General features: G+C 69.8%; 27 protein-coding genes. 12 read left to right on the top strand and 15 right to left on the bottom strand.

Annotated elements, in window-relative coordinates:
- Window positions 1-229: 229 nt before the first annotated feature.
- The 6 genes from VAE46_RS00880 to VAE46_RS00855 all read right to left on the bottom strand — a co-directional run bounded on the left by VAE46_RS00880 (window position 230) and on the right by VAE46_RS00855 (window position 5078).
- The gene (locus VAE46_RS00880) at window positions 230-1831 is read right to left on the bottom strand and encodes a hypothetical protein (protein WP_322795014.1); all 1602 of its coding nucleotides are present in this window, start codon (window positions 1829-1831) and stop codon (window positions 230-232) included.
- Window positions 1832-2207: 376 nt separating this feature from the next.
- Window positions 2208-3212, bottom strand: coding sequence for a class II fructose-bisphosphatase (gene glpX / locus VAE46_RS00875; RefSeq protein WP_322795013.1), 1005 nt, complete (start codon window positions 3210-3212; stop codon window positions 2208-2210).
- On the bottom strand, window positions 3209-3766 hold the full coding sequence (locus VAE46_RS00870) for a hypothetical protein (protein WP_322795012.1): 558 nt from the start codon (window positions 3764-3766) through the stop codon (window positions 3209-3211). Before VAE46_RS00870 ends, glpX begins: the two co-directional genes overlap by 4 nt.
- A gap of 69 nt (window positions 3767-3835) precedes the next feature.
- Window positions 3836-4204, bottom strand: a complete 369-nt coding sequence (locus VAE46_RS00865; protein WP_322795011.1) for an MmcQ/YjbR family DNA-binding protein — start codon at window positions 4202-4204, stop codon at window positions 3836-3838.
- Entirely contained in the window at window positions 4201-4617 is a 417-nt protein-coding gene (locus VAE46_RS00860; RefSeq protein ID WP_322795010.1) for a hypothetical protein, read from the bottom strand. The genes VAE46_RS00865 and VAE46_RS00860 overlap by 4 nt, the downstream gene beginning before the upstream one ends.
- Window positions 4614-5078 carry a hypothetical protein gene (locus VAE46_RS00855; RefSeq protein ID WP_322795009.1) on the bottom strand — a complete coding sequence of 155 codons (465 nt, stop codon included), beginning with the start codon at window positions 5076-5078 and terminating at the stop codon, window positions 4614-4616. The genes VAE46_RS00860 and VAE46_RS00855 overlap by 4 nt, the downstream gene beginning before the upstream one ends.
- 72 nt (window positions 5079-5150) lie before the next feature.
- On the opposite strand from VAE46_RS00855, the gene VAE46_RS00850 reads away from it, so the two are divergent.
- Entirely contained in the window at window positions 5151-6329 is a 1179-nt protein-coding gene (locus VAE46_RS00850; protein WP_322795008.1) for a cysteine desulfurase family protein, read from the top strand.
- A 32-nt stretch (window positions 6330-6361) separates the two neighbouring features.
- Complete coding sequence (locus tag VAE46_RS00845; protein WP_322795007.1) at window positions 6362-7195, top strand: hypothetical protein; 834 nt, start codon at window positions 6362-6364, stop codon at window positions 7193-7195.
- A gap of 244 nt (window positions 7196-7439) precedes the next feature.
- On the opposite strand, the gene VAE46_RS00840 is transcribed toward VAE46_RS00845, so the two are convergent.
- Genes VAE46_RS00840 through VAE46_RS00830 form a run of 3 tightly spaced genes read right to left on the bottom strand, consistent with a single transcriptional unit; the run spans window position 7440 to window position 9897 of the window.
- The gene (locus VAE46_RS00840; RefSeq protein WP_322795006.1) at window positions 7440-7982 is read right to left on the bottom strand and encodes a hypothetical protein; all 543 of its coding nucleotides are present in this window, start codon (window positions 7980-7982) and stop codon (window positions 7440-7442) included.
- The gene (locus tag VAE46_RS00835) at window positions 7976-9037 is read right to left on the bottom strand and encodes a hypothetical protein (RefSeq protein WP_322795005.1); all 1062 of its coding nucleotides are present in this window, start codon (window positions 9035-9037) and stop codon (window positions 7976-7978) included. Before VAE46_RS00835 ends, VAE46_RS00840 begins: the two co-directional genes overlap by 7 nt.
- Window positions 9034-9897, bottom strand: a complete 864-nt coding sequence (locus VAE46_RS00830) for an MBL fold metallo-hydrolase (RefSeq protein WP_322795004.1) — start codon at window positions 9895-9897, stop codon at window positions 9034-9036. Before VAE46_RS00830 ends, VAE46_RS00835 begins: the two co-directional genes overlap by 4 nt.
- Before the next feature lie 128 nt (window positions 9898-10025).
- On the opposite strand from VAE46_RS00830, the gene VAE46_RS00825 reads away from it, so the two are divergent.
- From VAE46_RS00825 to hemW, 8 genes are read left to right on the top strand one after another with little or no spacing between them, the layout of a single operon-like run.
- Window positions 10026-10691, top strand: coding sequence for an energy-coupling factor ABC transporter permease (locus tag VAE46_RS00825; RefSeq protein ID WP_322795003.1), 666 nt, complete (start codon window positions 10026-10028; stop codon window positions 10689-10691).
- Window positions 10692-10710: 19 nt separating this feature from the next.
- Window positions 10711-11037 carry a PDGLE domain-containing protein gene (locus VAE46_RS00820; RefSeq protein ID WP_322795002.1) on the top strand — a complete coding sequence of 109 codons (327 nt, stop codon included), beginning with the start codon at window positions 10711-10713 and terminating at the stop codon, window positions 11035-11037.
- Complete coding sequence (cbiQ, locus tag VAE46_RS00815; RefSeq protein ID WP_322795001.1) at window positions 10932-11828, top strand: cobalt ECF transporter T component CbiQ; 897 nt, start codon at window positions 10932-10934, stop codon at window positions 11826-11828. The genes VAE46_RS00820 and cbiQ overlap by 106 nt, the downstream gene beginning before the upstream one ends.
- Complete coding sequence (locus VAE46_RS00810; RefSeq protein WP_322795000.1) at window positions 11825-12577, top strand: energy-coupling factor ABC transporter ATP-binding protein; 753 nt, start codon at window positions 11825-11827, stop codon at window positions 12575-12577. The genes cbiQ and VAE46_RS00810 overlap by 4 nt, the downstream gene beginning before the upstream one ends.
- 46 nt (window positions 12578-12623) lie before the next feature.
- Window positions 12624-13460 carry a transglutaminase-like domain-containing protein gene (locus VAE46_RS00805; protein ID WP_322794999.1) on the top strand — a complete coding sequence of 279 codons (837 nt, stop codon included), beginning with the start codon at window positions 12624-12626 and terminating at the stop codon, window positions 13458-13460.
- On the top strand, window positions 13457-14233 hold the full coding sequence (locus VAE46_RS00800; RefSeq protein ID WP_322794998.1) for a Crp/Fnr family transcriptional regulator: 777 nt from the start codon (window positions 13457-13459) through the stop codon (window positions 14231-14233). The genes VAE46_RS00805 and VAE46_RS00800 overlap by 4 nt, the downstream gene beginning before the upstream one ends.
- On the top strand, window positions 14233-14931 hold the full coding sequence (locus VAE46_RS00795; protein WP_322794997.1) for a glycerophosphodiester phosphodiesterase: 699 nt from the start codon (window positions 14233-14235) through the stop codon (window positions 14929-14931). Before VAE46_RS00800 ends, VAE46_RS00795 begins: the two co-directional genes overlap by 1 nt.
- Window positions 14928-16115 carry a radical SAM family heme chaperone HemW gene (gene hemW / locus VAE46_RS00790; protein WP_322794996.1) on the top strand — a complete coding sequence of 396 codons (1188 nt, stop codon included), beginning with the start codon at window positions 14928-14930 and terminating at the stop codon, window positions 16113-16115. Before VAE46_RS00795 ends, hemW begins: the two co-directional genes overlap by 4 nt.
- 3 nt (window positions 16116-16118) lie before the next feature.
- Here the strand turns inward: hemW and secF are convergent, their stop codons facing one another.
- From secF to VAE46_RS00770, 4 genes are read right to left on the bottom strand one after another with little or no spacing between them, the layout of a single operon-like run.
- Entirely contained in the window at window positions 16119-17090 is a 972-nt protein-coding gene (secF, locus tag VAE46_RS00785; protein WP_322794995.1) for a protein translocase subunit SecF, read from the bottom strand.
- Window positions 17091-17093: 3 nt separating this feature from the next.
- The gene (secD, locus tag VAE46_RS00780; protein ID WP_322794994.1) at window positions 17094-18497 is read right to left on the bottom strand and encodes a protein translocase subunit SecD; all 1404 of its coding nucleotides are present in this window, start codon (window positions 18495-18497) and stop codon (window positions 17094-17096) included.
- On the bottom strand, window positions 18490-18831 hold the full coding sequence (gene yajC / locus VAE46_RS00775; RefSeq protein ID WP_322794993.1) for a preprotein translocase subunit YajC: 342 nt from the start codon (window positions 18829-18831) through the stop codon (window positions 18490-18492). Before yajC ends, secD begins: the two co-directional genes overlap by 8 nt.
- A 37-nt stretch (window positions 18832-18868) precedes the next feature.
- Window positions 18869-19753 (bottom strand): HDIG domain-containing metalloprotein, encoded by an 885-nt coding sequence (locus tag VAE46_RS00770; RefSeq protein WP_322795016.1) that lies wholly within the window; start codon window positions 19751-19753, stop codon window positions 18869-18871.
- 75 nt (window positions 19754-19828) lie between these two features.
- Between VAE46_RS00770 and VAE46_RS00765 the strand changes: the two genes are divergently transcribed.
- Window positions 19829-21055: an MFS transporter gene (locus VAE46_RS00765; RefSeq protein ID WP_322794992.1), complete on the top strand. Its 1227-nt coding sequence runs from the start codon at window positions 19829-19831 to the stop codon at window positions 21053-21055.
- On the opposite strand, the gene VAE46_RS00760 is transcribed toward VAE46_RS00765, so the two are convergent.
- Both VAE46_RS00760 and VAE46_RS00755 read right to left on the bottom strand, forming a co-directional pair.
- On the bottom strand, window positions 21056-22255 hold the full coding sequence (locus VAE46_RS00760; protein ID WP_322794991.1) for a CoA transferase: 1200 nt from the start codon (window positions 22253-22255) through the stop codon (window positions 21056-21058). It lies immediately after the preceding gene.
- A gap of 66 nt (window positions 22256-22321) precedes the next feature.
- Complete coding sequence (locus tag VAE46_RS00755) at window positions 22322-23095, bottom strand: sulfite exporter TauE/SafE family protein (RefSeq protein WP_322795015.1); 774 nt, start codon at window positions 23093-23095, stop codon at window positions 22322-22324.
- Between the two features lie 26 nt (window positions 23096-23121).
- On the opposite strand from VAE46_RS00755, the gene VAE46_RS00750 reads away from it, so the two are divergent.
- The coding region (locus tag VAE46_RS00750) for an MBL fold metallo-hydrolase (protein ID WP_322794990.1) at window positions 23122-23705 on the top strand (584 nt) is incomplete at its 3' end.

The raw sequence follows: 23705 nt of genomic DNA, 5'->3' as shown, positions 1-23705 counted from the left end.
TCCGTAATCGCCCTTCTCCAGCGCGTACGAGCTCACCCCCACCAGCCCCAGCGCCGCCACCAGGTTGATGCCCCGGAACAGCAGCGCCACCATCCCGCCGAACGCAATCGACATCCTGCCCATCCTACGGCCGCCTCGTCCTCCGGCGAACCCGCCCGGGAACGCAGGACGCCCGCACTGCTGCGGGCGTCCTGCTGGGGTCTCCGCGCGGGGCATCAGCCCCGTCGGCCTAGTTGCTGAAGGCGTTGTACAGACCGTCGTTGTCGCCGAGATTCAGGTCATTCGTCGCGTTGGCAATGACCACGATCGGCTTATCCGCGGTGATCGTCATCCCGCCCCAGAAGCAGCTCGGCGGCGTGGCCCCAAGGCCCGTGTCCGAGTTCGCGTTCTGATAGAAGATGAACGACCCGGTAATCGTCTTCGTCGTGGTGTAGGTCCCCGGGGCATTGCAGCCCGGCGCCGAGTTCGAGGTGTCGTTGATGGCGGTGATGGTCACCGTGGCCGTGCTGCCGTCCGCCACGCTCACGCTCACCCACGTGTTGTAGCCGCTGAAGCTGCCCGTCTGGTAGGCCCGGCGGAAGATGAGCGGCAGCTTTGCGGTCGTCGTCGCCCGGTTCACCGGCACGCCATTCACCGCCGTGTACAGGTCCTCATCCACGAAGCTGCCCGGGGAAGTCATCTTCGATCGGAACAGCACCGCCGCGATCGGCTGGCTCGAGGTGATCGTCGCCGCGCCGACGAAGCCCTCCGGGATGCCGCCGGCCGCCTCGTACACGCTGTGGCTCGCGGTCCCGTTCGCCGGGATGTTCAGGTTCACCGTGTACGTGCCGGTATTGCCCACGTAGGTGATCGTCGCCGTCGCAGCCGTCGGGTTCGGGTTCGAAAGCAGGTACTGCGTGTAGAAGCCGTCGAGCTTAATCGCCAGCGGCATCGAAATCGTGGTGCCCAGGTCGCTCGCCGATGCCGGCTCAACGATGAACCCGTCGTACGAAGCAAGCTTCCGCAGCCCGCCGCTGAGGTAGGCGTCGACCGCCACGGTGATCGTCGAGCTGCTCGTCTGCAGCGTCGCCGCCATCAGCGAGTTCGAGGTCGCCGCCGGCATCGGGATGGCCCCGTCAACCGCCGTCGGCGCGAAGCTGATCTGCCCGCCCACCGGGATCCGGTAGCCGCCGCCCGCGCAGGCCACCGAGCCCGAGCCGGCGTCGACCACCGGCGCCGCCGACGAGCCCGGGAACACGTACGTAATCGTCACGCAGGCCTCGGTGTTGCCGGTATTGGCCACCGCGAAGCGGGTGTTGTACAGCCCGTTCAGCGCGTTCGCCACGTACGGCAGGGTCACCTTGGTCCCGCCCGTCGCGTACGCGTTGTGAATGGAATACGACTTCGCGAAGTTCACAGTTGAGGTGATATCGCGCACCAGCAGCGCGTTGATGGGCTGGTCACTCGAGATCACGCCCACGCCGCGGAAGCCGGGCGCCAGGCCGGTGTTGACGGCCTGCGCGAAGACGCGCGTCCCGCCCGGCGGCACATTGCTGTACGCCACCGTCGCCGACGGGATGAGCACGCCCTGCGGCGTGTAGATGTCCATCACGATCGTCGCGGGCGCCGTGCCGTTGTTCTGCGCGATCGTGCTCGTGTTCTCCTTGCTGTTCGGCAGCAGTGCCGGCAGGACAGCCACGTGGTCGAAGCCGCGCTCCGTCACCTCCGCCGCCCCGTCCCACGGCGCGCTCCCGGCCGAGGCCGTCGCTGCCGGGATGATCGTCAGTGCCCCAAGCGCCAGCCCGAGCACCATGCGTCGCCACGTTTTTCGCTCCATAGCATCACTCCTCATCTCTCGGCAGTGTAGGAATCGCGCAGAAATTGGGTCAACGAATTCTCTCGCCGTTCCGCGCGGCACTGTGTAAACGGTCTGTAACTTCTGCCTCCCCCTCCGGGGCGCCTCACCCCCACTGGTTCAGCGCCTGGAAGATGAGCACGATGGCCGCAGCCCCCCCGACCATCACCAGCACGAGCTTCGTCCCGTTCACGCTGCGTAGTCTCGCATGAAACGCCGCCCGCAACCACGATCCGGTTCAGCAACCTGAACAATTCCGGGCGCACCTCCTTCGCCGGGCCCCCGAGGCCCCGCACGCGGCGCGGTCTGCTGCGCCGCGCGCCAAGCATGCGCCCTGCCGGCGACATCTGCCGTCGCACCGTGTCCAGGGTCGTCAGCGCTCCTGCCGCTGCCCGACGGGCGAGCCCAGCCCCTCCAGCTTGCGCCAGTGGTGCTCGGCCCGAATGCGCCGGATCGTCCCCGAGCGCGAGCGCATCACCAGCGATTCGCTCACCGCCCCGTGCGGCGTGAACTCCACCCCGGCGAGCAGCTCCCCGCCCGTCACGCCGGTCGCTGCGAAGAATACGTCGTCGCCCTTCACCAGGTCGTCGATAGTCAGCACCCGGTCCAGGTCGAGCCCCATCTCGGCCGCCAGACGTCGGTCGTTCTCATCGCGCGGCCAGAGCTGCCCCTGGAAGTCGCCCTCCAGGCACTTCAGCGCCGCTGCGGCAATCACCCCCTCCGGCGACCCGCCGATGCCCACCATCATGTCCACGCCCGAACCGCGAATGCCCGCCGAAATCGCAGCCGGCGCATCCCCGTCGGTGATGAACTTGATCCGCGCCCCGGCGGCCCGCACCTCGTCCGCAATCGCGGTGTTCCGGTCCCGGTCCAGGATGATGACCGTGACCTCCTCCACCGGCATCCCTTTCGCCCGGGCGACCTGCTCCACATTCCAGCGGACCGGCGCCGAGAGGTCGATCTTCCCGCGCGCCTCCGGCCCGACCGCGATCTTGTTCATGTAGAACATGTCCTTCGGGCTGTAGAGCGTCCCGCGCGGCGCGCAGGCGATCACGCTCACCGCGCCCGGCCGCCCCATCGCCGTTAGCCGCGTCCCTTCGAGGGGGTCCACCGCCACATCCATCTGCGGTCCCTTCCCGTTCCCGACCCGCTCGCCGTTGTACAGCATCGGCGCCTGGTCCTTCTCGCCCTCGCCGATGACGATGACCCCATCCATCGAAACGGTGTCCAGCATCAGCCGCATCGCATCCACCGCCGCCTTGTCCGCGCCGTTCTTGTCGCCCCGGCCCATCCAGCGCGCCGCCGCCAGCGCCGCCGCCTCCGTGACGCGCACCATCTCCATGCCGATGTTCCGGTCCGGGATCTGCTCTGCCCTCATGGATTCACCCCCAGCTGTGCTGCCACCGGCTTGAGCGCCTCCGCCACAAACCGGATGTGTTCATCGAGTTCCACGCCAAGGTCGCGCGCCCCGTTCAGCAGGTCCTCCCGCCGGACGCTCCGCGCGAACGCCTTGTCCTTCATCTTCTTGCGCACCGAGGCCGGTTCGATCGACGAAAGCGAGCGGTCGGGCCGAACCAGCGTGCAGGCAATCACGAAGCCGCTCAACTCATCGCAGGCGTAGATTGCCCGGTCCATCCTCGAACGGTACTCGAGCCCGAGGAAGGGCGCGTGGCACAGGATCGCGTAGCGGATATCCTCCGGCACCCCGCGCGCCGCCAGCAGCTTCGAGCCCTCCATCGGGTGGAGGTCCTCCGTCGGGTGGATCTCCCAGTCGAAGTCATGGAGCAGGCCCACGATGCCCCACTTCTCCTCATCCTCGTGAAACAGCCGCGCGTACGCCTGCATCACCGCCTCCACCGCAATCCCGTGCTTGCGCGTCCGCTCTTCCTGCGCGTACTCCTGCAAGATCTGCCACGCCGCGTCCCGGTGCACCTGCGGCCTCCTCAGCAGAGTTCGACGGCATTATGCGCACCCGCGCGCCAACGAACCAAACGCCGCCCTTCAGCGCCGCGACCGCTTCGAACCCCGCGCTGCCTCCACGGCCATGGCCGCCAGCCCGGCCACGGCCTCCCAATCGCCGTCCGCATCGAGCACGACCCCAACCCACCCGCGGTGGCCCACATAGGGCGGGCGAAAGTAACGCGCCGGGTCCGCGCCGATGAGCGCCTCCTGCATCCCGGGCGGCGTGGCCAGCCACACGGCCACCCCGTCGTCACGATGGTGGTCCGACAGCATCGCCACCTGCCGCCCGCCCCGGATAAACCACGCCGCCTCGCCGTGACTCACCCGCTCGTCGACGTCCTCGAACTCCGCGAAGATCCCGCGCAAGCGCTCCAGCGCCGCCATGCCCTCCGGCGACGCGCCCTTCACTCGCGCAGCTCTACCACGGCGAAGCCGCGCACGCTCGGCTGCCCCTCCTCGTTGATCACCGCCAGTTCGAAGTCAGCCCGCCGGCTGCCCTCCTCCTCGTACACCCGCGCGACCCGCCCCACGATGCTGATTGGGCGGTTCGTCAGGTCCGGCCGACGGTGCGCTGCTCGCACCTGCCGCACCCAGCCCCGCCCGTCCAGCCACTCCTCCACCGCCCGGTACAGCAGGCCCACCTTCAGCGGCCCCGGCACCAGCGTGCCCGGCATCCCCTGTGCCCGCGCCGCCGCCTCGTCGTAGAAGAACGGCGGGAACGCCCACTGCAGGGCGCAGTAGCGGATCACCTGCCCCAGCGTCGGCACCAGCTCGAGCGGCCCGAACTCCTCACCCTCTGCCGGCCAGCCTGCAGCCATCATTCGCCCTCCGCCCCGGCTGCCTCGCCCGCCGAGTACTGCGTCATGGTCCTGCCGCTCCGCGCCACCTCCGCGCCGCTTGCATCGATGAACACCGTCTCCGACAGCACATCGATGCTGTACCCGAACCGTCCGCCGAACCGCTCGCGCACATCGGTCACCCGGTGCACCATGCGCAGCCATTCGCCCATCCGCAGCGGGCGCGCGAACCACCACTCATTCGCGATCAGCAGCGAATTGGGTAGCAGCTGGGGAAATGCCGGCGCCTCCGACTCCGATTCGAGCCCGGTGATCACGTAACCCGGCACCTCCTCGCCCTCCGCCGGGACCGCGGGCGGCACCCCGCCCACATAGACCTCATACGCCCGCCGATACGCCCGCGCGGTCACCTGCACCCGCCCAAGCTCCGCTTCGCGCCCCACCAGCGCGCGCACCTCGTCCGTAACCAGCGATTCCTCCGGCATCCGCCCGAAAGCCTACCGTCCCCGCCCTCGCCCCTCAAACCCCGGCGTGCTCTGCTACCCTCGATCCGTTCAATGATCTACCTCGACCACGCCGCCACCACCCCGCTGCGCTCCGTTGCCCGCGAGGCCATGGAGCCCTTCCTCGGCCACCGCTTCGGCAACCCGAGCGGCCTCTACGCCCTCGGCCGCGATGCGCAGCAGGCCGTGGACGAGGCCCGGGCCGCGGTCGCTGCCTGCCTCGGGGCGCGCTCCTCGGAGATCATCTTCACCAGCGGCGCCACCGAAAGCATTAACACCGCCCTCGTCGGCATCGCCTACGCCATGCGGCGCGCCGGCGCCGGCGACCACATCATCACCTCCGCCATCGAACACCACGCCGCCCTCCACGCTGCCGGCTTCCTCGAAGAGCTTGGCTTCCAGCTCACGGTCATCGGCTGCGATGCTTCCGGGGCGGTCTCCCTCGACGAGCTCGGGCGCGCCATCCGCCCTGAAACCATCCTCGTCTCCGTGATGCTCGCCAACAACGAAGTGGGCACCATTCAGCCCATCGCGGACATCGCCGACCTCCTGCGTGCCCGGAGGGCGCCCGCCGGGCATCGCATCCTCCTTCACACCGATGCCGTGCAGGCCCCAGCCTGGCTGCCCATCGATGTCGAAACCCTCGGCGTCGACGCCCTCAGCCTCTCCGCGCACAAGTTCGGCGGGCCCAAGGGGACCGGCATCCTCTACCTTCGCCGGGCCACCCCGTTCCACCCGCTGCTCCTCGGTGGCGGCCAGGAGATGCACAAGCGCGCGGGCACCGAGAACGTCGCCGGCATCGTCGGCACGGCCGCGGCGCTCCAATCCGCCAGCTCCGGCACCGCCGAGCGCTCCCGGCGCGTCCTGCAGCTGCGCAACCGCCTCCGCGACGGCATCCTCGCCGCCGTTCCCGATGTCCAGGTCAACGGCTGCCAGCAAAACTGCCTTCCCGGCATCCTCAACATCGCCTTCGGCGGCCTCGAAAGCGATGCCCTCGTCGCGGCCCTCGACGAGCTCGGCATCGCTGTCTCCTCCGGCAGCGCCTGCTCCTCCTCCACCTGGGAGCCCTCCCACGTGCTCATGGCCATGGGCGTGCCGATCCGCCGCGCCGTCGGCAGCATCCGCTTCTCCCTCGGCGAAACCACGACCGATGCCGAGATCGATGCCGTCCTCCAGCTGCTCCCCCGCGCCGTCGAAGCCGCCCGCCGGCAGTTCGCCGGCGCCCCCACCTGACCCTTGGCAGCGCCCGCCCTACACTCGAAGTGGTGAACGTCGAGGCCCTCCCGTACACCCTCCTCATCATCCTCGTCGAACTCACCATCGGCAGCCTCTGGCTCACCCTCGCCAGCGACCTCCGCGGCGGCGTCACGCGCGGCTTCGTGCTGACCATGGCGCTCTGCATCGCCATCGCCGGCGTCCTCGCCCTCTGGACCGCCGCCTCGCTCGAAATCGGCCCCGAAATCGACGGCTACCCCATCGACCCCGACCCCTTCCCGCGCCTGCGCACGGCGGTGCTCGTCGTGACCATTACCGCGGCGATCTACATGTTCGCCGTCTTCATGGGCTGGGACCCAATCGGCCGCATCGCCGGCATCGTCGGCTCCCTCGCCGGCCTTGCCGCCATCGTCCTGCTCGCCATCATGCTGGCACCCCCCACCTGGGGCTACCCCGCCATCTTCCTCGGCCTGTTCGCCGGCACCCTGGCGCTCGGCGCCGTCTCGGTCGCCATGACCTGGGGCCACTGGTACCTCACCGAGGGCGCCCTCCCGGGCTGGCCCCTGCGCGACCTCTGCATCGCCCTGCTTGGCGCCCTGGCGCTCCAGGTCGTCGTCCTTGCGCTCAACCTCGTGATTCCCGTGCGCGAAACCCCCACACCCGCCAACCCCGTTGGCGTCTCGCTCGCCGAGAACCCGGTCCTCTACCTGCGCATCGGCGTCGGTCTGGTCTTCCCCATCATCCTCGCCTGGCTCGCCTACCGAACCACCGCCATCCGCGCCATGCAGAGCGCCACCGGCCTCCTCTACATCGCCATGGGCGCCGTCTTCGTCGGCGAAGTCCTTGCCAAGGGCCTCCTCTTCATCTCCGCCCGCCCCACATAACGGCAGAGTGGGGAGAAGGGGAGAAGGGGAGAACGGGAGAACGGGAGAACGGGAGAACGGGAGAAAGCTTGAAGGGGAGACAGCTCCCCGCTCCCGGCTCCCGGGTGGGGAGGCCGCGCGGCGGGGCTCCCGGTTCCCGGCTCCCCGCTCCCGGGCAGGGTGGCCGCGCGGCGGGGCTCCCGGCTCCCACCTCCCACCTCCAACCTCCCACCTCCAACCTCCAACCTCCCACCTCCCACCTCCCCTACCCCCGCCCCTCCTTCCTCAGTACCGCGTGGCGCAGCGCCGCCTTCCCCAGGTACTCATCCAGCTCCGGGTAGCGTGCTCGCAGCGCCACCATGAACTCGTTCAGCGGAAGCCGGCGCCGCTCAAACCCCGCGGGCGTATCCCCAACCTCCTTCGCCACCACCAGGTAGAGCGGACGCACCGTCAGCGTGCCCTGCGGATACTCCCGGTTGTGGCGGGTCGCCTTGCACTCGAAGAAGCCGATGAGCTCCACCAGCCCCGGCTCGATCCCCATCTGCGCCCGCACCTGCCCCTCGATATAGGCCTGCGCGTGCTGGTCGCCCGTCGGTCCTTCCACCATCCCCCAGGTAGGCTCACCCGCCTTGCGGACCACATACCCCTTCTCGCCCAGCACTACCATCGCGTAGGCATAGTTCACCGGAGCGTTCGCCGGCAGCACCTGCTCATCCACCCAGCGCGCGCGCCACTGGTCCTGGAGGTTCAGCTCCACCACCCCCGGCCACCGCGGTTCGTAGGCAGCAAGTTCGGCAAGGTTCACCATCGTGTGCTCTGCTCCTCTGCACGCCGTCGATACAGCGGTTTCGCGACGACCGTCAGCTCCGCACCGCCCGCCCGGAACACGCGGCCGGGCATCGCCGCCGCAGCCTCCATGATCGCCAGCCCGGCCGTCGCCTTCAATCCCCACGCTTCCAGGCACGAACGCACCTCCCCCGCGCGCCGCCCCTCCCCGTCGACCACCGCCGTGCCCGCCGGCAGCGGCCGTCCATCCAGCAGGAACGCCGCCAGGATGCGCCCTTCCCGGTCACCGGGCACCCCCAGCAGCACGTCGAGGTCGGCCTCGGCCGGCGAAAGCCCCGGCTCCAGGTCCGGCTCCCACGCCGGGATGCAGGCCTCCACCCGCGCGCACTCGAGCGCGGCCGCCCCTGCCAGCGGCACACCCCCCGCGCGCAGCATGCCCAGCAGGTGCTGCGCCACCGCCGGCGCTAGCACGAACTCGAACCCGTCCTCCCCGGTGTCGCTCGTCCGCACCGCCATCCCGCGGAACCCGTGAAATTCGAACGCCGAGCACTGCAGGGCGCTCATCCGCCCCGGCAGCGTGTCCGCCGCGAACCGCGCCGCCGCCTCCGCCGCGCCCGGCCCGGCCAGGCCAATCGCACAGGTCATCGCCGTCCGATCTTCCACCCGCACCTCCCAGTCCGGTCCCACCGCCGCCTGCAGCCGCTCGACCAGCACCGCCCGCCGCGACGGCTCGCCACTCACCAGGTAGGCCGCCGCTCCGGTCCGCGCCACCAGCACCAGGTCAGCGATGTTCCCCTCCGCGTCCAGCAGCACGCTCCGTCGCGCCCGTCCCTCCTGCAGCTCGCCGACAGGTCCCGCCAGCGCCGCGCGAATCACCTCCGGCGCGTCGGGACCCGCTACCAGCACCCGGCTCCGCATGCTCCGGTCGAAGGCGACGACGCTTTCCCGCAATGCCGCGTACTCCGCAAGCGGATCGCCGTAGTGGTCCGGCACCTCCCAGCCCGCCCGTGCCCCAAACACCGCCCCGAACGAAGCGTGCAGCGCACGCAGCGAGAGCGCCTGCAGCCCCTCGCTCATGCCGGCACGAACACCCGCTTGCCGCCGCGCTCGGTAAGCCGGCCCGTCCCGGGGAACGGGTTGTGCACGCAAATGAGCAGCGCGTTCTCACGCAGGGCCCGCTCGGCCAGCCGCTTCTTCGATTCCAGCGACATCAGCGGCAGGATATCGAACGCCGCGATCCACGCCGGCCGCTCCACCTGCACCGCGTGGTGCACGAGGTCCCCCGTATAAATCGCGGTCTCGCCGCCCGAGCTGAGCACGATCGAGGCGTGGTCCGCCGTGTGCCCCGGCGTCGGCCAGTACTTCACCCCCGGGATGAGCTCCATCTCCCCCTCGGCCAGCTCCAGCTGCCCCGAATCCAGCAGCGGCTCAAAATTCTCGGCAAAGTACGTCCCGCGCGTCCGTTCGTTCGGGAATAATGCCGCCTCCAGCTCCCCGCGCTGCACCACGTAGCGCGCTCGCGGGAAGGTCGGCACCAGCCGGCCGTCCTCCCCCCGCCGGGTGTTCCAGCCGCAGTGGTCCGCGTGCAGGTGCGTGTTCGCCACCACCGTCACATCCTCCGGCCCGAGCCCGAGCGCCCGCAGCCCGTCGAGCAGCCGGCCGTACTCGCCCGGGAACCCGCGCTCCCGCGGCGTGCCCCGCACCTTATCGCCCATCCCCGTATCGACCAGCAGCACCTCGTCGCCGCTGCGCACCACCATGCAGTTCAGCGAGAGCCGCATCCGGTGCTCGGCATCGATGTTCTCCCGCCCGATGATCGGCTCCCAGAGCACCCGCGGCACCAGCCCCATGACCGCGCCGGCATCCAGCTTGATGTAACCGTCGCAGATGACGGCGATCTCCAGCGACCCGACCCGGTAGCGGACTGGCTCCTCCACGCCTCCGAACGATAGCGGTCGCCTCCCGCCGGCGCCACCACACGCCGTCCGTTGGCGGCCTCTCGTAGTTGCACCTCGTTGCAGGTAAACTTCACCGGCTGGAAGCAGTCCCGCATAGGAGGCCCTACGTGCCGCTCTTCTTACTCCACGCCGCCGACGGCTTCTTCTCCGTCCCGGTCTCCATCGTCTTCTGGTTCCTCACGATCGTGGCCCTCGCCATTTCGCTCCAGCGTGCTGGCGCCCAGCTGAACGAACGGGCCGTGCCCCTCATGGGCGTAATGGCGGCCTTCATCTTTGCCGGCCAGATGTTCAACTTCCAGATCCCCGGCGGCACATCCGGGCACCTGCTCGGCGGCGTGCTCGCCGGCATCCTCCTCGGGCCCTACGCCGGCACCGTCGTCATGGCCTGCGTCATCGCCGTCCAGGCCCTCGTCTTCCAGGATGGCGGCCTCGTCGTCCTCGGCGTCAACATCTTCAACATGGGCATCGTCGGCACCTTCGGCGGCTACTGGCTCTACCGCACCATCGCCGCCATGCTCGGTGGCGAAGAGAAGGGCCGCCTGCCCGCCGCCGCCATCGCCGCCTGGTGCTCCGTCGTCGGCGCCGCCATCCTCGCCTCCTTCCAGCTCGCCCTCTCCGATACCTCCTCACTGGAGGCCGCCCTCGCCGCGATGGTCGGCTGGCACGTCCTCATCGGCATCGGCGAAGCCATCATCACCGTCGGCGCGCTTGCCTTCATCCAGGCCTCTCGCGCCGACCTCCTCACCCTCCGCGAAGCGCCTCGCACCGCCTGAACCCCGGGAGCAACACGCCATGACCGAATCACCTGCCTCCACCTCCTTCCTCCGCCGCTGGGGCTGGGTCATCGCCGGCCTCGTCATCGCCGCCCTCGTCGTCGTGTTCCTTGCCCCCGCCGCCTCCTCCGACCCGGACGGCCTCGATCGTGTCTCCGAAGACAAGGGCTTCGTCGAAAAGGCCAAGGAGCCCGTCTACGAGCTCCTGCCCGACTACACCGTGCCCGGCATCGATAACCAATGGACAACGGTCGTCCTCTCGGGCCTCATCGGCGTCGGCATCGTCTTCGTCGCGACCCTCGCCATCGGAGTCGCCCTGCGCGCAGCACGGAGATCGCAGCCCTGAACCTCGACCGCTACATCCCCCGCGAAAGCCCCTTCCACCGGGCTGACGCGCGCCTCAAATTTCTCCTCGTCATCGCCTTCATCCTGAGCATCAGCCTCCTGCCCGAGGGCTCCTACCTCGCCCTCGCCCTCGGCTGGCTGACCCTCGCGGCCTGCTCCGTCGCCGCCCGCGTCGGGCCCGTCCGGCTTGTCCGCGGCGCCTTCATCGCCCTCCCCTTCGCCTTCGCTGCGCTGCCCCTCCTCTTCACTCGCGAAGGCCGCCCCATCACCACCGTCGATTTTGGCCTCATCTCCCTCACCCTCAGCGGCGAAGGGCTCATCGCCTTCACCACCATCCTCCTGAAATCGTGGGTCTCGGTGCAGGCCGCCGCCCTCCTCGTCTTCACCACCCCGTTCCACGACCTCCTCGAAGGCCTCGAACGCCTCCGCCTCCCGCGCCTCATGGTCGCCGTCATCTCCCTCATGTACCGTTATCTGGCCGTGCTCACCGATGAAGCCGCCCGCATGATCCGTGCCCGCGCCTCCCGCGCCGCCACGCCGCCCGGCGCGCCCGCCCCCGATTGGCGCTGGCAGGGCCGCGTCGTCGGCAACATGGTCGGCGCGCTCTTCATCCGCGCCTACGAACGCAGCGAACGCGTCTACATCGCGATGCAGTCCCGCGGCTACCAGGGCCACCTGCGCCACCTCCACGACCGCCCCTTCCCGCGGCCCCAGCTCGCCGTACTCGCGGGGGCAGTCTTGCTCCTCGCTGCCTTCGAACTTACCGCCCACACCTGGATGCCCCGGCCATGACGCTCGCGGAGCCGGCCGCCGCGCGCGACCCCGTCGATGCGCCACTCGTTGCCATCGAACGCCTCGTCTTCCGCTACCCGGATGGCCACCAGGCGCTCCACGGCATCGACCTCACCATCCGCGCCGGTGAGAAGCTCGCGCTCATCGGGCCCAATGGCGCCGGAAAGAGCACGCTCATGCTCCACCTCAACGGCATCCACCTGCCCACCGAAGGCTCCGTGACGGTCGCCGGCCTCCCCGTGACCCGCGAGAACCTCGGCCGCATCCGCGCCCTCGTCGGCCTGGTCTTCCAGGACCCCGACGACCAGCTGTTCAGCCCCACCGTCTACGACGACGTCGCCTTCGGCCCCATCCACATGGGACTCCCCCGCGAAGAGGTCGATGCCCGCGTCGCCCGCGCCCTCGAAGCGGTCGGCCTCACCGGCTTCGAACGCCGCCAGCCATTCCACCTCTCCATCGGCCAGCGCAAACGCGCCGCGCTCGCCACGGTCCTCTCCATGTCCCCCGAGCTCCTCGTGCTCGACGAACCGTCCGCCGGGCTCGACCCCCGCGGCCGCCGCGAGCTCATCAACCTCCTCCGCGGCCTCGAACAGACCCTCGTGGTCAGCACCCACGATATGAAGCTCGTCGCCGAGGTCTTCCCGCGCACCGTGATCATCGATGCCGGCCGCATCGTCGCCGATGGCCCCACCACCGAAATCCTCGCCGATGGCCCCCTCCTCGAAGCCCACGGCCTCGAGCTCCCCTGACCGCTAGTGACGGCTTTCACCATCCCGAACGTATACTGAAGTGAACGTGGAACACGCTGACTTCGCCGCCTTCGAGCAGGCCATCCGCGGCCCCGACCATGAAGTCGACCTCTTCGGCGCCGCCATGATCATCGCGCGTCTCGGCGGCCACCCGGTCGACCCCCACGCCGCCGCCCGCCAGCTCGACCTCATCGCCGAGGCCGTCATCGATGATGTCGGCGAAGGCGCCCCACACGAGGCCCTCGCCCACGCCATCGACCACCAGCTCTTCACCGTCCACGGCTTCCACGGCAGCTTCGATGACTACAGCAACCCCGAGAACAGCTACCTCGACCGCGTCATCGAACGCCGCACCGGCATCCCCATCACCCTCTCGCTCGTCTACCTCGAAATCGCCAGCCGCGTCGGCCTCCCCGCCGATGGCATCGGCTTCCCCGGGCACTTCATCGTCCGCTACGGCGAACCCGGCCGCGAAACCTACCTCGACCCCTTCCAGCAGGGCGCACGCCTCGACCGCGAAGAGCTGCTCGCGATGCTCCGCGGGCTCGACCTCGGCGGCGCCCGTCCCGAGTCCTTCCTCTGCGCGGTAACCCGCCGCCAGGTCCTCCAGCGCATGCTCAACAACCTCCACGTCATCTTCCGTGACCGCCGGGACCTCCAGCGCTGGCACGACACCATCGAGTTGCAGCTCCGCCTGACCCCGTGGAACCCCTCCCTGTACGGCGAACGCGGCATGCTGCGCTACCGCCTCGGCCGCCTCGAAGAGGCCCTGCCCGACCTCGAAACCTACGTCGCCGCGACGGAATCGAACCCGAGCCCCGGCGCCGTTCGCCTGCTCGACCAGCTCCGAATTCGTTATCGCAACACGGGAGAACCGCGATGACCATCGAAACCCAGGCCAGCAAACCCACCCACCGCAGCCGGCAGGCACTCCAGCGATCCATCGCCTGGTACCTGCGTCAGCTCTCCCGCGTCCTCAACTATCTCTCCGATGAGGAGCTCGAACGCCTCATCCCCCACCTCACGGAACGCCGCTTCAAACCCCGGCAAATCATCTTCGCCGCCGGCGACCCCGCCGAGCGCGTCTACCTGATCCTCAAGGGCCGCGTCAAAATCTTCCAGGTCGCCGATAACGGCAAAGAGATCATCCTCGACGTGGTCGGCCGCGGCGATGTCGTCGGTGATATGGCCATCGTCGAAGAAGGCGAGCGCACCGCTACCGCCCAGGCCATCGAAGAGACCATGGCCGTCTCCATCTCCTGGGAAGACTTCTCCCACCTCCTCCAGCAGTCCCCGCGCCTCGGCTTCGCCATGATGGAGCTCATGGCCCGCCGCCTCGCAGGCATGCAGCGCACCTTCATGAACATCGTCTCCAAGCCCGTCTCGGCCCGCCTCGCCGATACCCTCATGGCCCGCGCCGAAAACGGCATCATCCGCCTCGGCCTTACCCACCAGGAGCTCGCCCAGACCATCGGCACCAGCCGCGAAACCGTCACCGCCCTCCTCTCCCGCTTCGTCACCCTCGGCGCCATCGCACCCCACGGCGACGGCTACCGCATCGTTGACGAAGACCTCCTCGATGACATCGCCGCCGGCGAGGTTCCTGTCTCGCCGCGTCACCCGGTGAACCTTCCCGCCGGTACCATGGCGGGGTAATGCCCGCAGCTCCCCCCCTCGACGGCCTGAGCGCCGAACGCCGGCCTTTCCTCATCGCCCACGGCGCGGGCAACAGCCCCGCCTTAGCCCGCGCCGCCATCGCCGAGCGCCCCGACGCCATCGAGGTCGACCTCTGGCTCCACCGCGGGCGCTTCGAGGCCCGCCACGAGCGCCGCATTCGCTTCTTCCCCTTCCTGGTCGAAACCTGGTACATCAAACGGCCGCACTCCCCCCACTTCGGCCTCCAGGAGCTGCTGGACCTGACCGCTGGCTCCGGGACAGCCCTCCTGCTCGACCTCAAAAACGGCGGCCGCGAGGCCGCCCGCGCTCTCCACCGCATCCTGGAGTACCGCGCGGAGAGCCCCCCAATCCTCGCCTCCTCCCAGTCCTGGCAGCTCCTTCGCGCCCTTCGCGAACTCCAACCCGGGCTACCCCTCCTCTACTCCATCGACGTGCGCGCCAAGCTCGACCTCTTCCTCGCCGTCGCCGACCGCGACCCGCATCCCGCCGGAATCTCCTGCCGCCACACCCTCCTCGATGAGCCGACCATCCGCGCCCTCCGCGCAAGGGGTATCGCCGTCATCGCCTGGACCGTCGACGACCTCGACCGCGCCTCCGACCTCGCCGCCTGGGGCGTCGATGGCATCACCACCCACCGTGTCGCCGAGCTCCGCGCGGCCCTCCACCCCGTCCCATGACCGCACCGATCGCCGTCTACGTCCACATCCCCTTCTGCACCATCAAGTGCGGCTACTGCGATTTCAACGCCTACGCCGGCATGGATGCTCTGAAAGACGCATACGCGGCCGCCCTCCTCGCCGAAGCCCGCGCCAGTGCCCCGCTCCTCGCCGGCCGCACCATCGCCTCGGTCGGCTTCGGCGGCGGCACCCCCGGCGAGGTTCCGCCCGCCCACATCGCCGGCGTCATCAGCGCCCTCCGCGAACTCGCACCGTTCGCCCCGGGCGCCGAAATCACCCTCGAGGTCAACCCCGGCACCACCTCGCCCGCCCGCCTCGCCCGCCTGCGCCAGGCCGGAGTCACACGCCTCTCGATCGGCGCCCAGTCCTTCCACCCCGAGGAGCTCGCGTCCCTCGACCGTATCCACTCCCCGCAGGCGACCATCGCCACCTTCCGGGCGGCCCGGCGGCTCGGCTTCCCCTCGCTCAACCTCGACCTCATCTACGGCCTGCCCGGCCAGCCGCTCGACCGCTGGCTCGAAAGCCTCCGCTGCGCCCTTGAGCTCGAGCCCGACCACCTCTCCCTCTACGCCCTCACCATCGAAGAAGGCACGCTCCTCGCCCGCCGCATCCGCGACGGCGACGTCCCGCCCCCGGACCCTGACCTCGCGGCCGACATGTACGAGGCCGCCGCAGATGTGCTCGAGGAGGCCGGCTTCGAGCAGTACGAACTCTCCAACTGGGCCCGTCCCGGGCACCAGTCACGCCACAACCGCACCTACTGGACCGACGGCGACTACCTCGCGCTTGGCGCCGGCGCCCACGGCTACCTCAGCGGCGAACGCTACGAAAACCTCGCCCACCCGCGCGCCTACATCGAAGCCGTCCGCGCCGCCCCGCCCGCTCAACCCCGACCCGCCCTCGCCCGCGTCACCACCCCCGCCCCCCCGGCACAAGTTGCCGATTGGCTCGCCCTCCGCCTCCGCCTCCTCGAAGGCTTCGACCCGGCCGAATTCGAAGAGCGCTGGGGATTCCCCCTGGAGCGCGCCGTCGGACCGGTGCTCGAAGACTGCGCGGCCGCCGGGCTGCTCGAACGCGCCCCACGCGTCCGGCTCACGCGCCGGGGCACTCTGCTTCACGGCGAGGTCGCTGCCCGCTTCCTCAGCCACCTCCAGCGCCACTGGACCGAACGCCTCACCGCCTGACCCTCAGGCCGCCTCCGCCGCCAGCTCCCCCTGCCCGCGCAGCTTCCGCCAGAAGCGCGCCAGGTCGCGGTTCTCCCACGCCACCAGCACCTGCGCCGCCACCCCGATGCTCGAATACGTCCCCGCAACGATGCCCACCAGCAGCACCAGCAGGAAGTTCCGAATCGTCTCCCCGCCGATGAGCAGCATCGCCACGATCGTCAGCACCACCACCAGCGACGTATTGATCGAGCGCGCCAGTGTCTCCGTCAGGCTCGCGTTCACCGCCTCCTCGAACGGCACGTACGGGTCGTGCGTCACCGTCTCCCGGATGCGGTCGAACACCACGATCGTGTCGTGCACCGAGAAGCCGATGACCGTCAGCATCGCCGTAATAAAGGCCGTGTCGACCTCCACCCCGCGGAACTCGCCCAGCACCGCAAACAGCCCCATCACGATGATCGCATCGTGCACGAGGGCGATGACCGCGCAGGCCCCGTAACGCCACGGCTTCGGCAGCTGCCGGAACGCCAGCCAGATGTAGACCAGGATGGCAACCGCAGCCGCCAGCACGGCCAGCGTCGCATACCGCGCAATCTCCGAAGAGACCGTGCTCGAAACGGTCGCGAAGTCCTTGCGCTCCAGCGCGCCAAACCGCTCCTGCAGCGCCCGCTCAATCTCATCGATTTCGCCCGGGGGCACCGGGCCCGCCCCGCCGGTGAGGCTCGGCGCGTTCTGCAGCTCGTTGGTCCGGATGATGTAGGTGTTCGTCCCCGAAGCCTGCACCCGCGCCTCCGGGTGCCCGAGGTCGCGCATCGCCTGCCGCACCTCAGCCTGGGAAACCTGCCGCTCGGTGAACTCGATGGTGAACGTAGAACCCGAGGTGAACTCGATGCCCGGTTTCAGCCCCCACAGCGCCAGCGCGACCACCGCCGCCACAAAGAACACCCCGGAGAAGCTGAGATACCACCAGCGCTTACCCGCAAAATCCAGCATGCCTCAGTCCCCCGCGGCCTCGACTGCCCGCCGTCGCGGCAGTTCGCCGCGCTTCACTTCCGAGGCGTTGAACAGGAAGTCGCTCTTCGCCATCGGCGTCCCCAGGATCATCTTCAGGAAGGTCCGTGTCACCGTAATCGCCGAGAACATGCTCACCAGCACGCCGATGGCCAGCGTCAGCGCGAAGCCCTTCACCAGCGCCGCCCCGAACTGGTCGCCGAACCAGTACAGGATGACGCAGGTGATGAGCGTCGAGACGTTCGAATCCCGGATCGAGAGCCACGCCCGCCGGAAGCCGATGTCGATAGCCGCATTGAGCGTCCGCCCGCGCCGCAGCTCCTCCTTCATCCGCTCGAAGATCAGGATGTTCGCATCCACCGCGATGCCGATCGACAGAACGAACGCCGCAATCCCGGAGAGCGTGAGCGTCACCGGCACCAGCTTGAACACCGCCAGCGTCAGCGCCGTGTAGACCACCAGCGCCGCCGAGGCCAGCAGCCCGGGCAGCCGGTAGTAAAGCACCATGAAGAGCATCACCGCCGCGAGGCCCACCAGGCCTGCACGCACCGAGGCCAGCACCGAATCCTCGCCCAGCGTCGCGCTGACTTCGGTCGCCTGCACGGTTCGCAGCGGGATGGGCAGGGCCCCCGCATTTAGCTGCTTCGAGAGCGTGCTGGCGTCGCTGAACGTCGGCTGTCCCGTAATCTGGCCCCGGTCACGGATGACCGCCTGCACCTCGGCCTGGCTCAGCACCTCGCCATCCAGCATCACCACCAGCAGCCGCCGGGGGTCGCCCGACGGGTACTGCAGCGCGCGGGTCGTAATCTGCTCCATCAGCTCCGCGCCCACGCCCGTCGTCTCGAAGTTCACCGCGAAGGTCGTGCCCAGCCGCGAGGGATAGGTGTTGTTCTTCAGGTAGGCGCCGGTCATCTGCAGGGTCTGGCCGTTCACCACCCCCGTCGCCGGCACGAGGTTGTACTGGTCGTCATAGACCATGAACTCGAGCGACGCCGTCTTCCCGATCAGGTCCTGCGCTTCAGTCAGCGAAATCCCGGGAACCTGCACGCTCAGCCGGTTGCCGCTTGCCCGCGTAATCTCCGCCTCGCTCACGCCGAACGCGTTCACCCGCCGCTCCACCACCTGCTTTGCGCTCTCCATCGCCTGGTCGAGGTCGCCCTGGTAATCCGCGGGCGGGTCGGCCTCCAGCACCAGGTAGGCCCCGCCGCGCAGGTCCAGGCCGAGCCGCATCGTCTCCCGCTCCCAGTCCCCAATCTTGATCCCCCGGCCCGAGGGCCAAAAATCCCCCGGCAGGTACCGGTCCGGGTCGCTCGGCCACACCACAATCACGCTGAATGTCGTCAGCGCGACCACGAACAGGAACAGCAGGACCGTGCTCGTACTACGCACGCGAGCCCGTCACCTCGCCCGCGTTCCCCCCTGCCGGAGCCTCCTCCGCCGCCTCGATGGTGCTCAGCCGCCGCTGGATAGCGTCCGTCACAGCCCGCACCCGCACGCCCGGCGCCAATTCCAGGATGATCTCCGTGGGCCCTTCCGCCGGCACCACCACATCCTTCACCTCGCCGATGAGCCCGCCCGTGGTAATCACTTCATCGCCAATCTTCAGCTGCTGGACCGCCTTGCGCTGCTCCTTCTTCTCCTTCAGCACCGGCTGCAGCAGGATGAAATAGAACGCCGCGACCGCCAGCACGGTGTAGAAGATCACGCTCCACATTGCGGCCATCGTGAAATCCCCCTGGCCGGCCCTCCCGCGGCCGGCGTTACTCCGCGGCCCCCAGCGATGTCAGCACCGAGCGTGCCAGCTCCAGCGCCTCGCTTCGCGTGCGCACACGCCCCTCTATCTGGGCGTCGCGAACCGATGTTAGGACAGCCCCCAGCAAGCGTCCACCGGAAAGCCCGAGCTCCGCGATCAGGTCATCCCCCGTCACCAGCGGCGCCTCATGCTCCCCGGGCTCCGTCGCCGCCCAGGCCCGCGCCAGCACGGCGTTCGCGAAGGTGCAGTGCCGCCGAAAGTGCTCCCGCGTATACCGCGGCCCCTGCGTCGCCCAGCCGTCGGCAAGGTTCACCACCATCAGCGCCAGCACCTCCCCGTCCAGGTCCCGCACGAACCGCCGCACCGCCCGGTCCGTCAGCGGCCAGTTGCGCACCAGCTCCGCCGGCCGCAGGTGAAACCGGATCAGCCGCGCGACGAAGGCGGCCGCTGCCTCGCTGAAGCCGAGCGCTGCCAGCCGCGGCTCCGCCAGCTCCGCCCCAACCGGACCGTGCCGCGGGAACCGCAGCCGCCCCTCGACCACCGTCGCGGTGGCCGGCTTGCCCAGGTCGTGGAGCAGCGCCCCCAGCTTCACCAGCGCCGGGAGCGGCACCCCATATACCATCCTCCCCAGCCACCGCTCGAAATCGACCCACCCCAGCGCGTCGCGGAACGCCGTGCCCGCGCTCCCCGGGCCCAGCACCGCGTCCGCTGCCTCCAGCGCCGCCAGGCTGTGCTCGAAGACGTCGTACGCATGCAGCTCCGGCTGGGCAAAGCCGCGCCCGGCCTCCAGCTCCGGCAGCCACGCCGTCAGCCTGCCCGACCGGTCGAGCTCCCGCACCCGCTCCCCCGCCCCCGGCTCGGCCAGCGCGTCGATCAGCGCCTTCGCATGCATGCCCACAGCCTACCTCCCCTGCGCCCCGTCCGCGGTCAGCTCGCCCCTCCACCGCCGGCCCGCTAGCATGCTCACGTGAACGGAAGCGTTAACCCGGTGCCCTTCCGCATACGCTCGCTTGCCATCCCTGTCTACCTCCCCACCCTCCTGTTCGCCGTCGGGCAGGGCGCCGTCATCCCGGTCCTCCCGCTCTACGCCCTCGAACTTGGCGCCACCCCGGCCGTTGCCGGCCTGCTCGTTGCCCTGCGCGGCATCGGCACCATGGCCTTCGATATCCCCGCAGGAGTCATGGTCGCCCGCCTCGGCGAACGCTGGGCCATGCTCAGCGCCACCGGCGTCCTCTTCCTCGTGGCGGTCGGCATCGCCCTCGCCCCCGGGCCGCTCGCCCTGGCCCCGCTCGTCTTCGTGATGGGCTGCACCTGGGCCGTCTGGATGCTCGCCCGGCTCTCCTACGCTACCGATGTCTCCCCCATCGACCAGCGCGGGCGCGTCCTCTCCCTCATCGGCGGCTCCAACCGCATCGGCAACTTCGCCGGGCCATTCGTCGGCGCGGCCGCCGCCGCCATCATCGGCATCGATGCTGCCTTCTACCTCCAGGCGCTACTCGCCCTCGCCGCTGCCACCCTCATCTTCGCCGTCGTCCGCGAACCCGCCGGCACCGACGGCACGCCCGAACCGCACCACCCCTCCGTGCTCGCCGTGCTCTCCGAACACCGGGGCGTCTTCGCCACCGCCGGGCTCGCATCCCTCGCCATCCAGGTGCTCCGTTCCTCCCGCCAGGCCCTCATCCCCCTCTGGGGCGACCGCATCGGGCTCGATGCCGCCCAGGTCTCGGTCATCTTCGGCCTCTCGTCCGCGCTCGATATGACTCTCTTCTACCCGGTCGGCATCATCATGGACCGCTGGGGGCGCAAATTCGCCGGGGTGCCCTGCCTGCTGCTCATGTCGCTCGGCACCCTCGCCATTCCCTTCACCGAATCCTATGCCGCCCTCCTCGCCGCCAGCCTTGTCACCGGGTTCGGCAACGGCCTCGGCAGCGGCATCAACATGACCCTCGGCGCCGATTTCGCGCCCCCGTCCAGCCGCGGCGAATTCCTCGGCGTCTGGCGCCTCATCACCGACCTCGGCACCGCCGGCGGTCCGCTACTTGTCAGCGCCATCATCGGCGCGGGCTCGCTCGCGGCGGCGGCCGCGGCCACCGGCGGAATCGGGCTGGCCGGCGCCGCCGTGCTCGTCCTGCTCGTCCCCGAGCCGCTCAGGCGCGCACCCCGCCCCGCGGCCGGCCCGGCTCCGGGCGCCTGACTACAGGATCGCCCCCGCCTCCTTCAGCGCCCCGATCGCCTCCCAGTCGTAGCCCAGTTCGAGCAGCACCTCCTCCGTGTGCTGCCCCAGCTCGGGCGCCCAACTGCCCGGTCGGGTCGGCGTGTCCGAGAAGTCTGCCGGCGTGTTCACCTGCTCCACCGGCCCCATCGGCGATTCGACCTGCACGAAGGCCCCGGCCGCCCGCACCACCGGGTCCTGCACCACCTCGGCCACGCTCAGGATGGGCGCCCACCACACATCATTGGCATCGAAAATCGGCCCCCACTCCTCCAGCGGCTTCGTCGCCAGGATGTGGTCCAGCGCTTCCACCAAGGCCGGCGCGTTGTCCCGCCGCCCGGGGATGTCCGCGAAGCGCGGGTCCTCTGCCAGTTCAGGCGGGTTCCCCAGCGCCCGCAGCAGGTCCGGCCAGTGCCGGTCGCCCTGCAGCAGCAGCAGGTAGAACCAGCGGCCGTTCGCATCCCGGTAGGGGTTGATCAGCGGGTTCGGCGCGTGGCGCCGGTCGTGCGGCGGCGTCGGCGGCAGGTTCGTGCGCAGCTGTGTGTTCGTGTCCCACCCCATCATGTAGACCCCGATCCGCGTCAGCGAAACGCTCACCCGCTGCCCCTTCCCAGTCCGGGTCCGCGCGAACAGCGCCGCCGCCACCGCGCCCGCCGCGTTCGCCCCGGTCATGTGGTCGCCCATGCCGCCGCGCTGCAGCGGCGGCTCCGCCCCCGCCGGCGTCAGCCCGGCCACCACCCCCGCCCGCGACCAGAACGCCCCGACGTCGTAGGCCGCCCGGTTCGCCTCGGGCGAATCCGGGCCGTAGCCCGTCACGTGGCAGTACACCAGCCCCGGGTTCAGCGCCGAAAGCCGCGCGTAGTCCATGCCCAGCCGCTCCAGCGCCCGCGGCCGCATGTTGGTCACGAACACATCCGCCCGGCTCACCAGCTCATCGGCGATGCGCCGCCCCTCGGAGCTCTCGAGATTCAGCGCCACGCTCCGCTTGCCCCGGTTGTCCAGCTCGAACGGCGGGTTCATCGCCGCCCCGAAGGCCGCGCCCAGCCCGCGAAACGGGTCACCCTCCGGCGGCTCGATCTTCACCACCTCCGCACCCCAGTCCGCCAGAATGGCCGCGCACGACGGCCCGGCGACCCAGACCCCCATCTCGACCACGCGAATACCCTCCAGCGGTCCGCTCATCGAATTCCCTCCTGCCACGAGCTTGCGCGCTCGCATTCTACCGGCCGTCCGCGCCCGGCCAACCGCTCAGCGCAGCGCGTTCACCAGTGCCGAGACAGCACTCACGACCAGGATGGCGAACACCAGCCGCCGGAAACGGCGCTCATCGAACCGCCGGAAGAGCCGATTCCCCGCGAACCGACCGGCCTGGCTCGCCGGAAGGGCCGCCAGCGCCAGCAGCGCCACCTCCCCCGTAAGCGTCCCCGAAAACGCCAGCATCGCCGCCGCCCCGGCCGAAGTCGCCAGGAAGTAGCCCGTGGTCGTCCCCCGGAAGGCCGCCGGCGAAAGCCCCCGCCCCTGCAGGTAGAGCACCACCGGCGGCCCCGACATGCTCGTCGAGGTGTTCAGGATGCCGCTCACGAACCCGGTGCCCACGTCCCAGCGCCGCCCCGTCCCGCGCAGGCGCCAGCCGCGCGCCAGCACCGCCGTGAACACCAGCACGCAGACCGCAATGCCCGCCTGGAGCAGTGCCGGCTTCGTCAGCAGCAGCACCGCCAGCCCCAGGGGCATCCCCGCATAGCACCCCAGCACCATGGCAGCGACCATCCGGCCGTCTGCCGCCCGCCGCACCCCCGGGAACTGCGTCAGGTTCACCGCCGTTCCCAGGAGGTTCGCCAGCGCCACAGTCTCCTTCGGCCCAATCACCATCGCCAGGAACGGCACGATGAACAGCGAAAACCCAAACCCCGAAAGCGCCTGGATCAGCGATGCCGCCGCGGCCAGCGCCATCACCGCCAGCGCCGTCTCCCACTCCATCCGCCCCTTATCCCACGGCGCGCGCTCCCGCGCCATCGGCAGCATGCCCCCCAACGCAGTACGCTACGCCCATGGAAGTTGCAAACGAACTCATGGTCCGCGGCATCGTCGTCGGGGTCTTCCAGGAGAACTGCTGGATCATCGGCAACCGCCGCACCGGCGAAGCCATCTGCATCGACCCCGGCGATGAGCCCGAGGAAATCCTCGCCCTTGCCCGCGATATGGGCGTGCGCATCAAATACATCGCCAACTCCCACGCCCACGTCGACCACGTCATGGGCGTCGCCGGCGTCCACGCCGCCACCGGCGCGAAGTTCCTCCTCCACCAGGCCGACCTCGACCTCCTCCGCCACGGCTGGAAATCCATCGCCGCCCGCTTCGGCATCCCCATCGAAAAGGGCCCGCCCGACCCGGACGCCTTCGTCACCCACGGCGACATCGTCGAGGTCGATGGCCTGCGCCTGCATACCATCGCCACTCCCGGCCATACCCCCGGCTCGGTGAGCTACTACGCCGAGGAGGGCATGCTCTTCAGCGGCGACACCCTCTTCCGCGGCTCCATCGGCCGCACCGACCTCCCCGGCGGCAACTTCGACCAGGAAATGCGCAGCATCTGCGAGCGCCTCCTCGTCCTCCCCGAGGACACCGTCGTCCT

It is taken from the genome of Tepidiforma sp., from assembly GCF_034433535.1.
Classification (GTDB): Bacteria; Chloroflexota; Dehalococcoidia; order Tepidiformales; family Tepidiformaceae; genus Tepidiforma.
This window is presented reverse-complemented; position numbering and strand designations above follow the sequence as displayed.

Coding starts and splice junctions, on each gene's coding strand:
- VAE46_RS00880 (WP_322795014.1), bottom strand. CDS start 1,831: ATGAGGAGTGATGCTATGGAGCGAAAAACGTGGCGACGCATGGTGCTC.
- glpX (WP_322795013.1), bottom strand. CDS start 3,212: ATGAGGGCAGAGCAGATCCCGGACCGGAACATCGGCATGGAGATGGTG.
- VAE46_RS00860 (WP_322795010.1), bottom strand. CDS start 4,617: ATGATGGCTGCAGGCTGGCCGGCAGAGGGTGAGGAGTTCGGGCCGCTC.
- VAE46_RS00855 (WP_322795009.1), bottom strand. CDS start 5,078: ATGCCGGAGGAATCGCTGGTTACGGACGAGGTGCGCGCGCTGGTGGGG.
- VAE46_RS00850 (WP_322795008.1), top strand. CDS start 5,151: ATGATCTACCTCGACCACGCCGCCACCACCCCGCTGCGCTCCGTTGCC.
- VAE46_RS00840 (WP_322795006.1), bottom strand. CDS start 7,982: ATGGTGAACCTTGCCGAACTTGCTGCCTACGAACCGCGGTGGCCGGGG.
- VAE46_RS00835 (WP_322795005.1), bottom strand. CDS start 9,037: ATGAGCGAGGGGCTGCAGGCGCTCTCGCTGCGTGCGCTGCACGCTTCG.
- VAE46_RS00820 (WP_322795002.1), top strand. CDS start 10,711: ATGACCGAATCACCTGCCTCCACCTCCTTCCTCCGCCGCTGGGGCTGG.
- cbiQ (WP_322795001.1), top strand. CDS start 10,932: ATGGACAACGGTCGTCCTCTCGGGCCTCATCGGCGTCGGCATCGTCTT.
- VAE46_RS00810 (WP_322795000.1), top strand. CDS start 11,825: ATGACGCTCGCGGAGCCGGCCGCCGCGCGCGACCCCGTCGATGCGCCA.
- VAE46_RS00800 (WP_322794998.1), top strand. CDS start 13,457: ATGACCATCGAAACCCAGGCCAGCAAACCCACCCACCGCAGCCGGCAG.
- VAE46_RS00795 (WP_322794997.1), top strand. CDS start 14,233: ATGCCCGCAGCTCCCCCCCTCGACGGCCTGAGCGCCGAACGCCGGCCT.
- hemW (WP_322794996.1), top strand. CDS start 14,928: ATGACCGCACCGATCGCCGTCTACGTCCACATCCCCTTCTGCACCATC.
- secF (WP_322794995.1), bottom strand. CDS start 17,090: ATGCTGGATTTTGCGGGTAAGCGCTGGTGGTATCTCAGCTTCTCCGGG.
- yajC (WP_322794993.1), bottom strand. CDS start 18,831: ATGGCCGCAATGTGGAGCGTGATCTTCTACACCGTGCTGGCGGTCGCG.
- VAE46_RS00770 (WP_322795016.1), bottom strand. CDS start 19,753: ATGCATGCGAAGGCGCTGATCGACGCGCTGGCCGAGCCGGGGGCGGGG.
- VAE46_RS00760 (WP_322794991.1), bottom strand. CDS start 22,255: ATGAGCGGACCGCTGGAGGGTATTCGCGTGGTCGAGATGGGGGTCTGG.
- VAE46_RS00755 (WP_322795015.1), bottom strand. CDS start 23,095: ATGCTGCCGATGGCGCGGGAGCGCGCGCCGTGGGATAAGGGGCGGATG.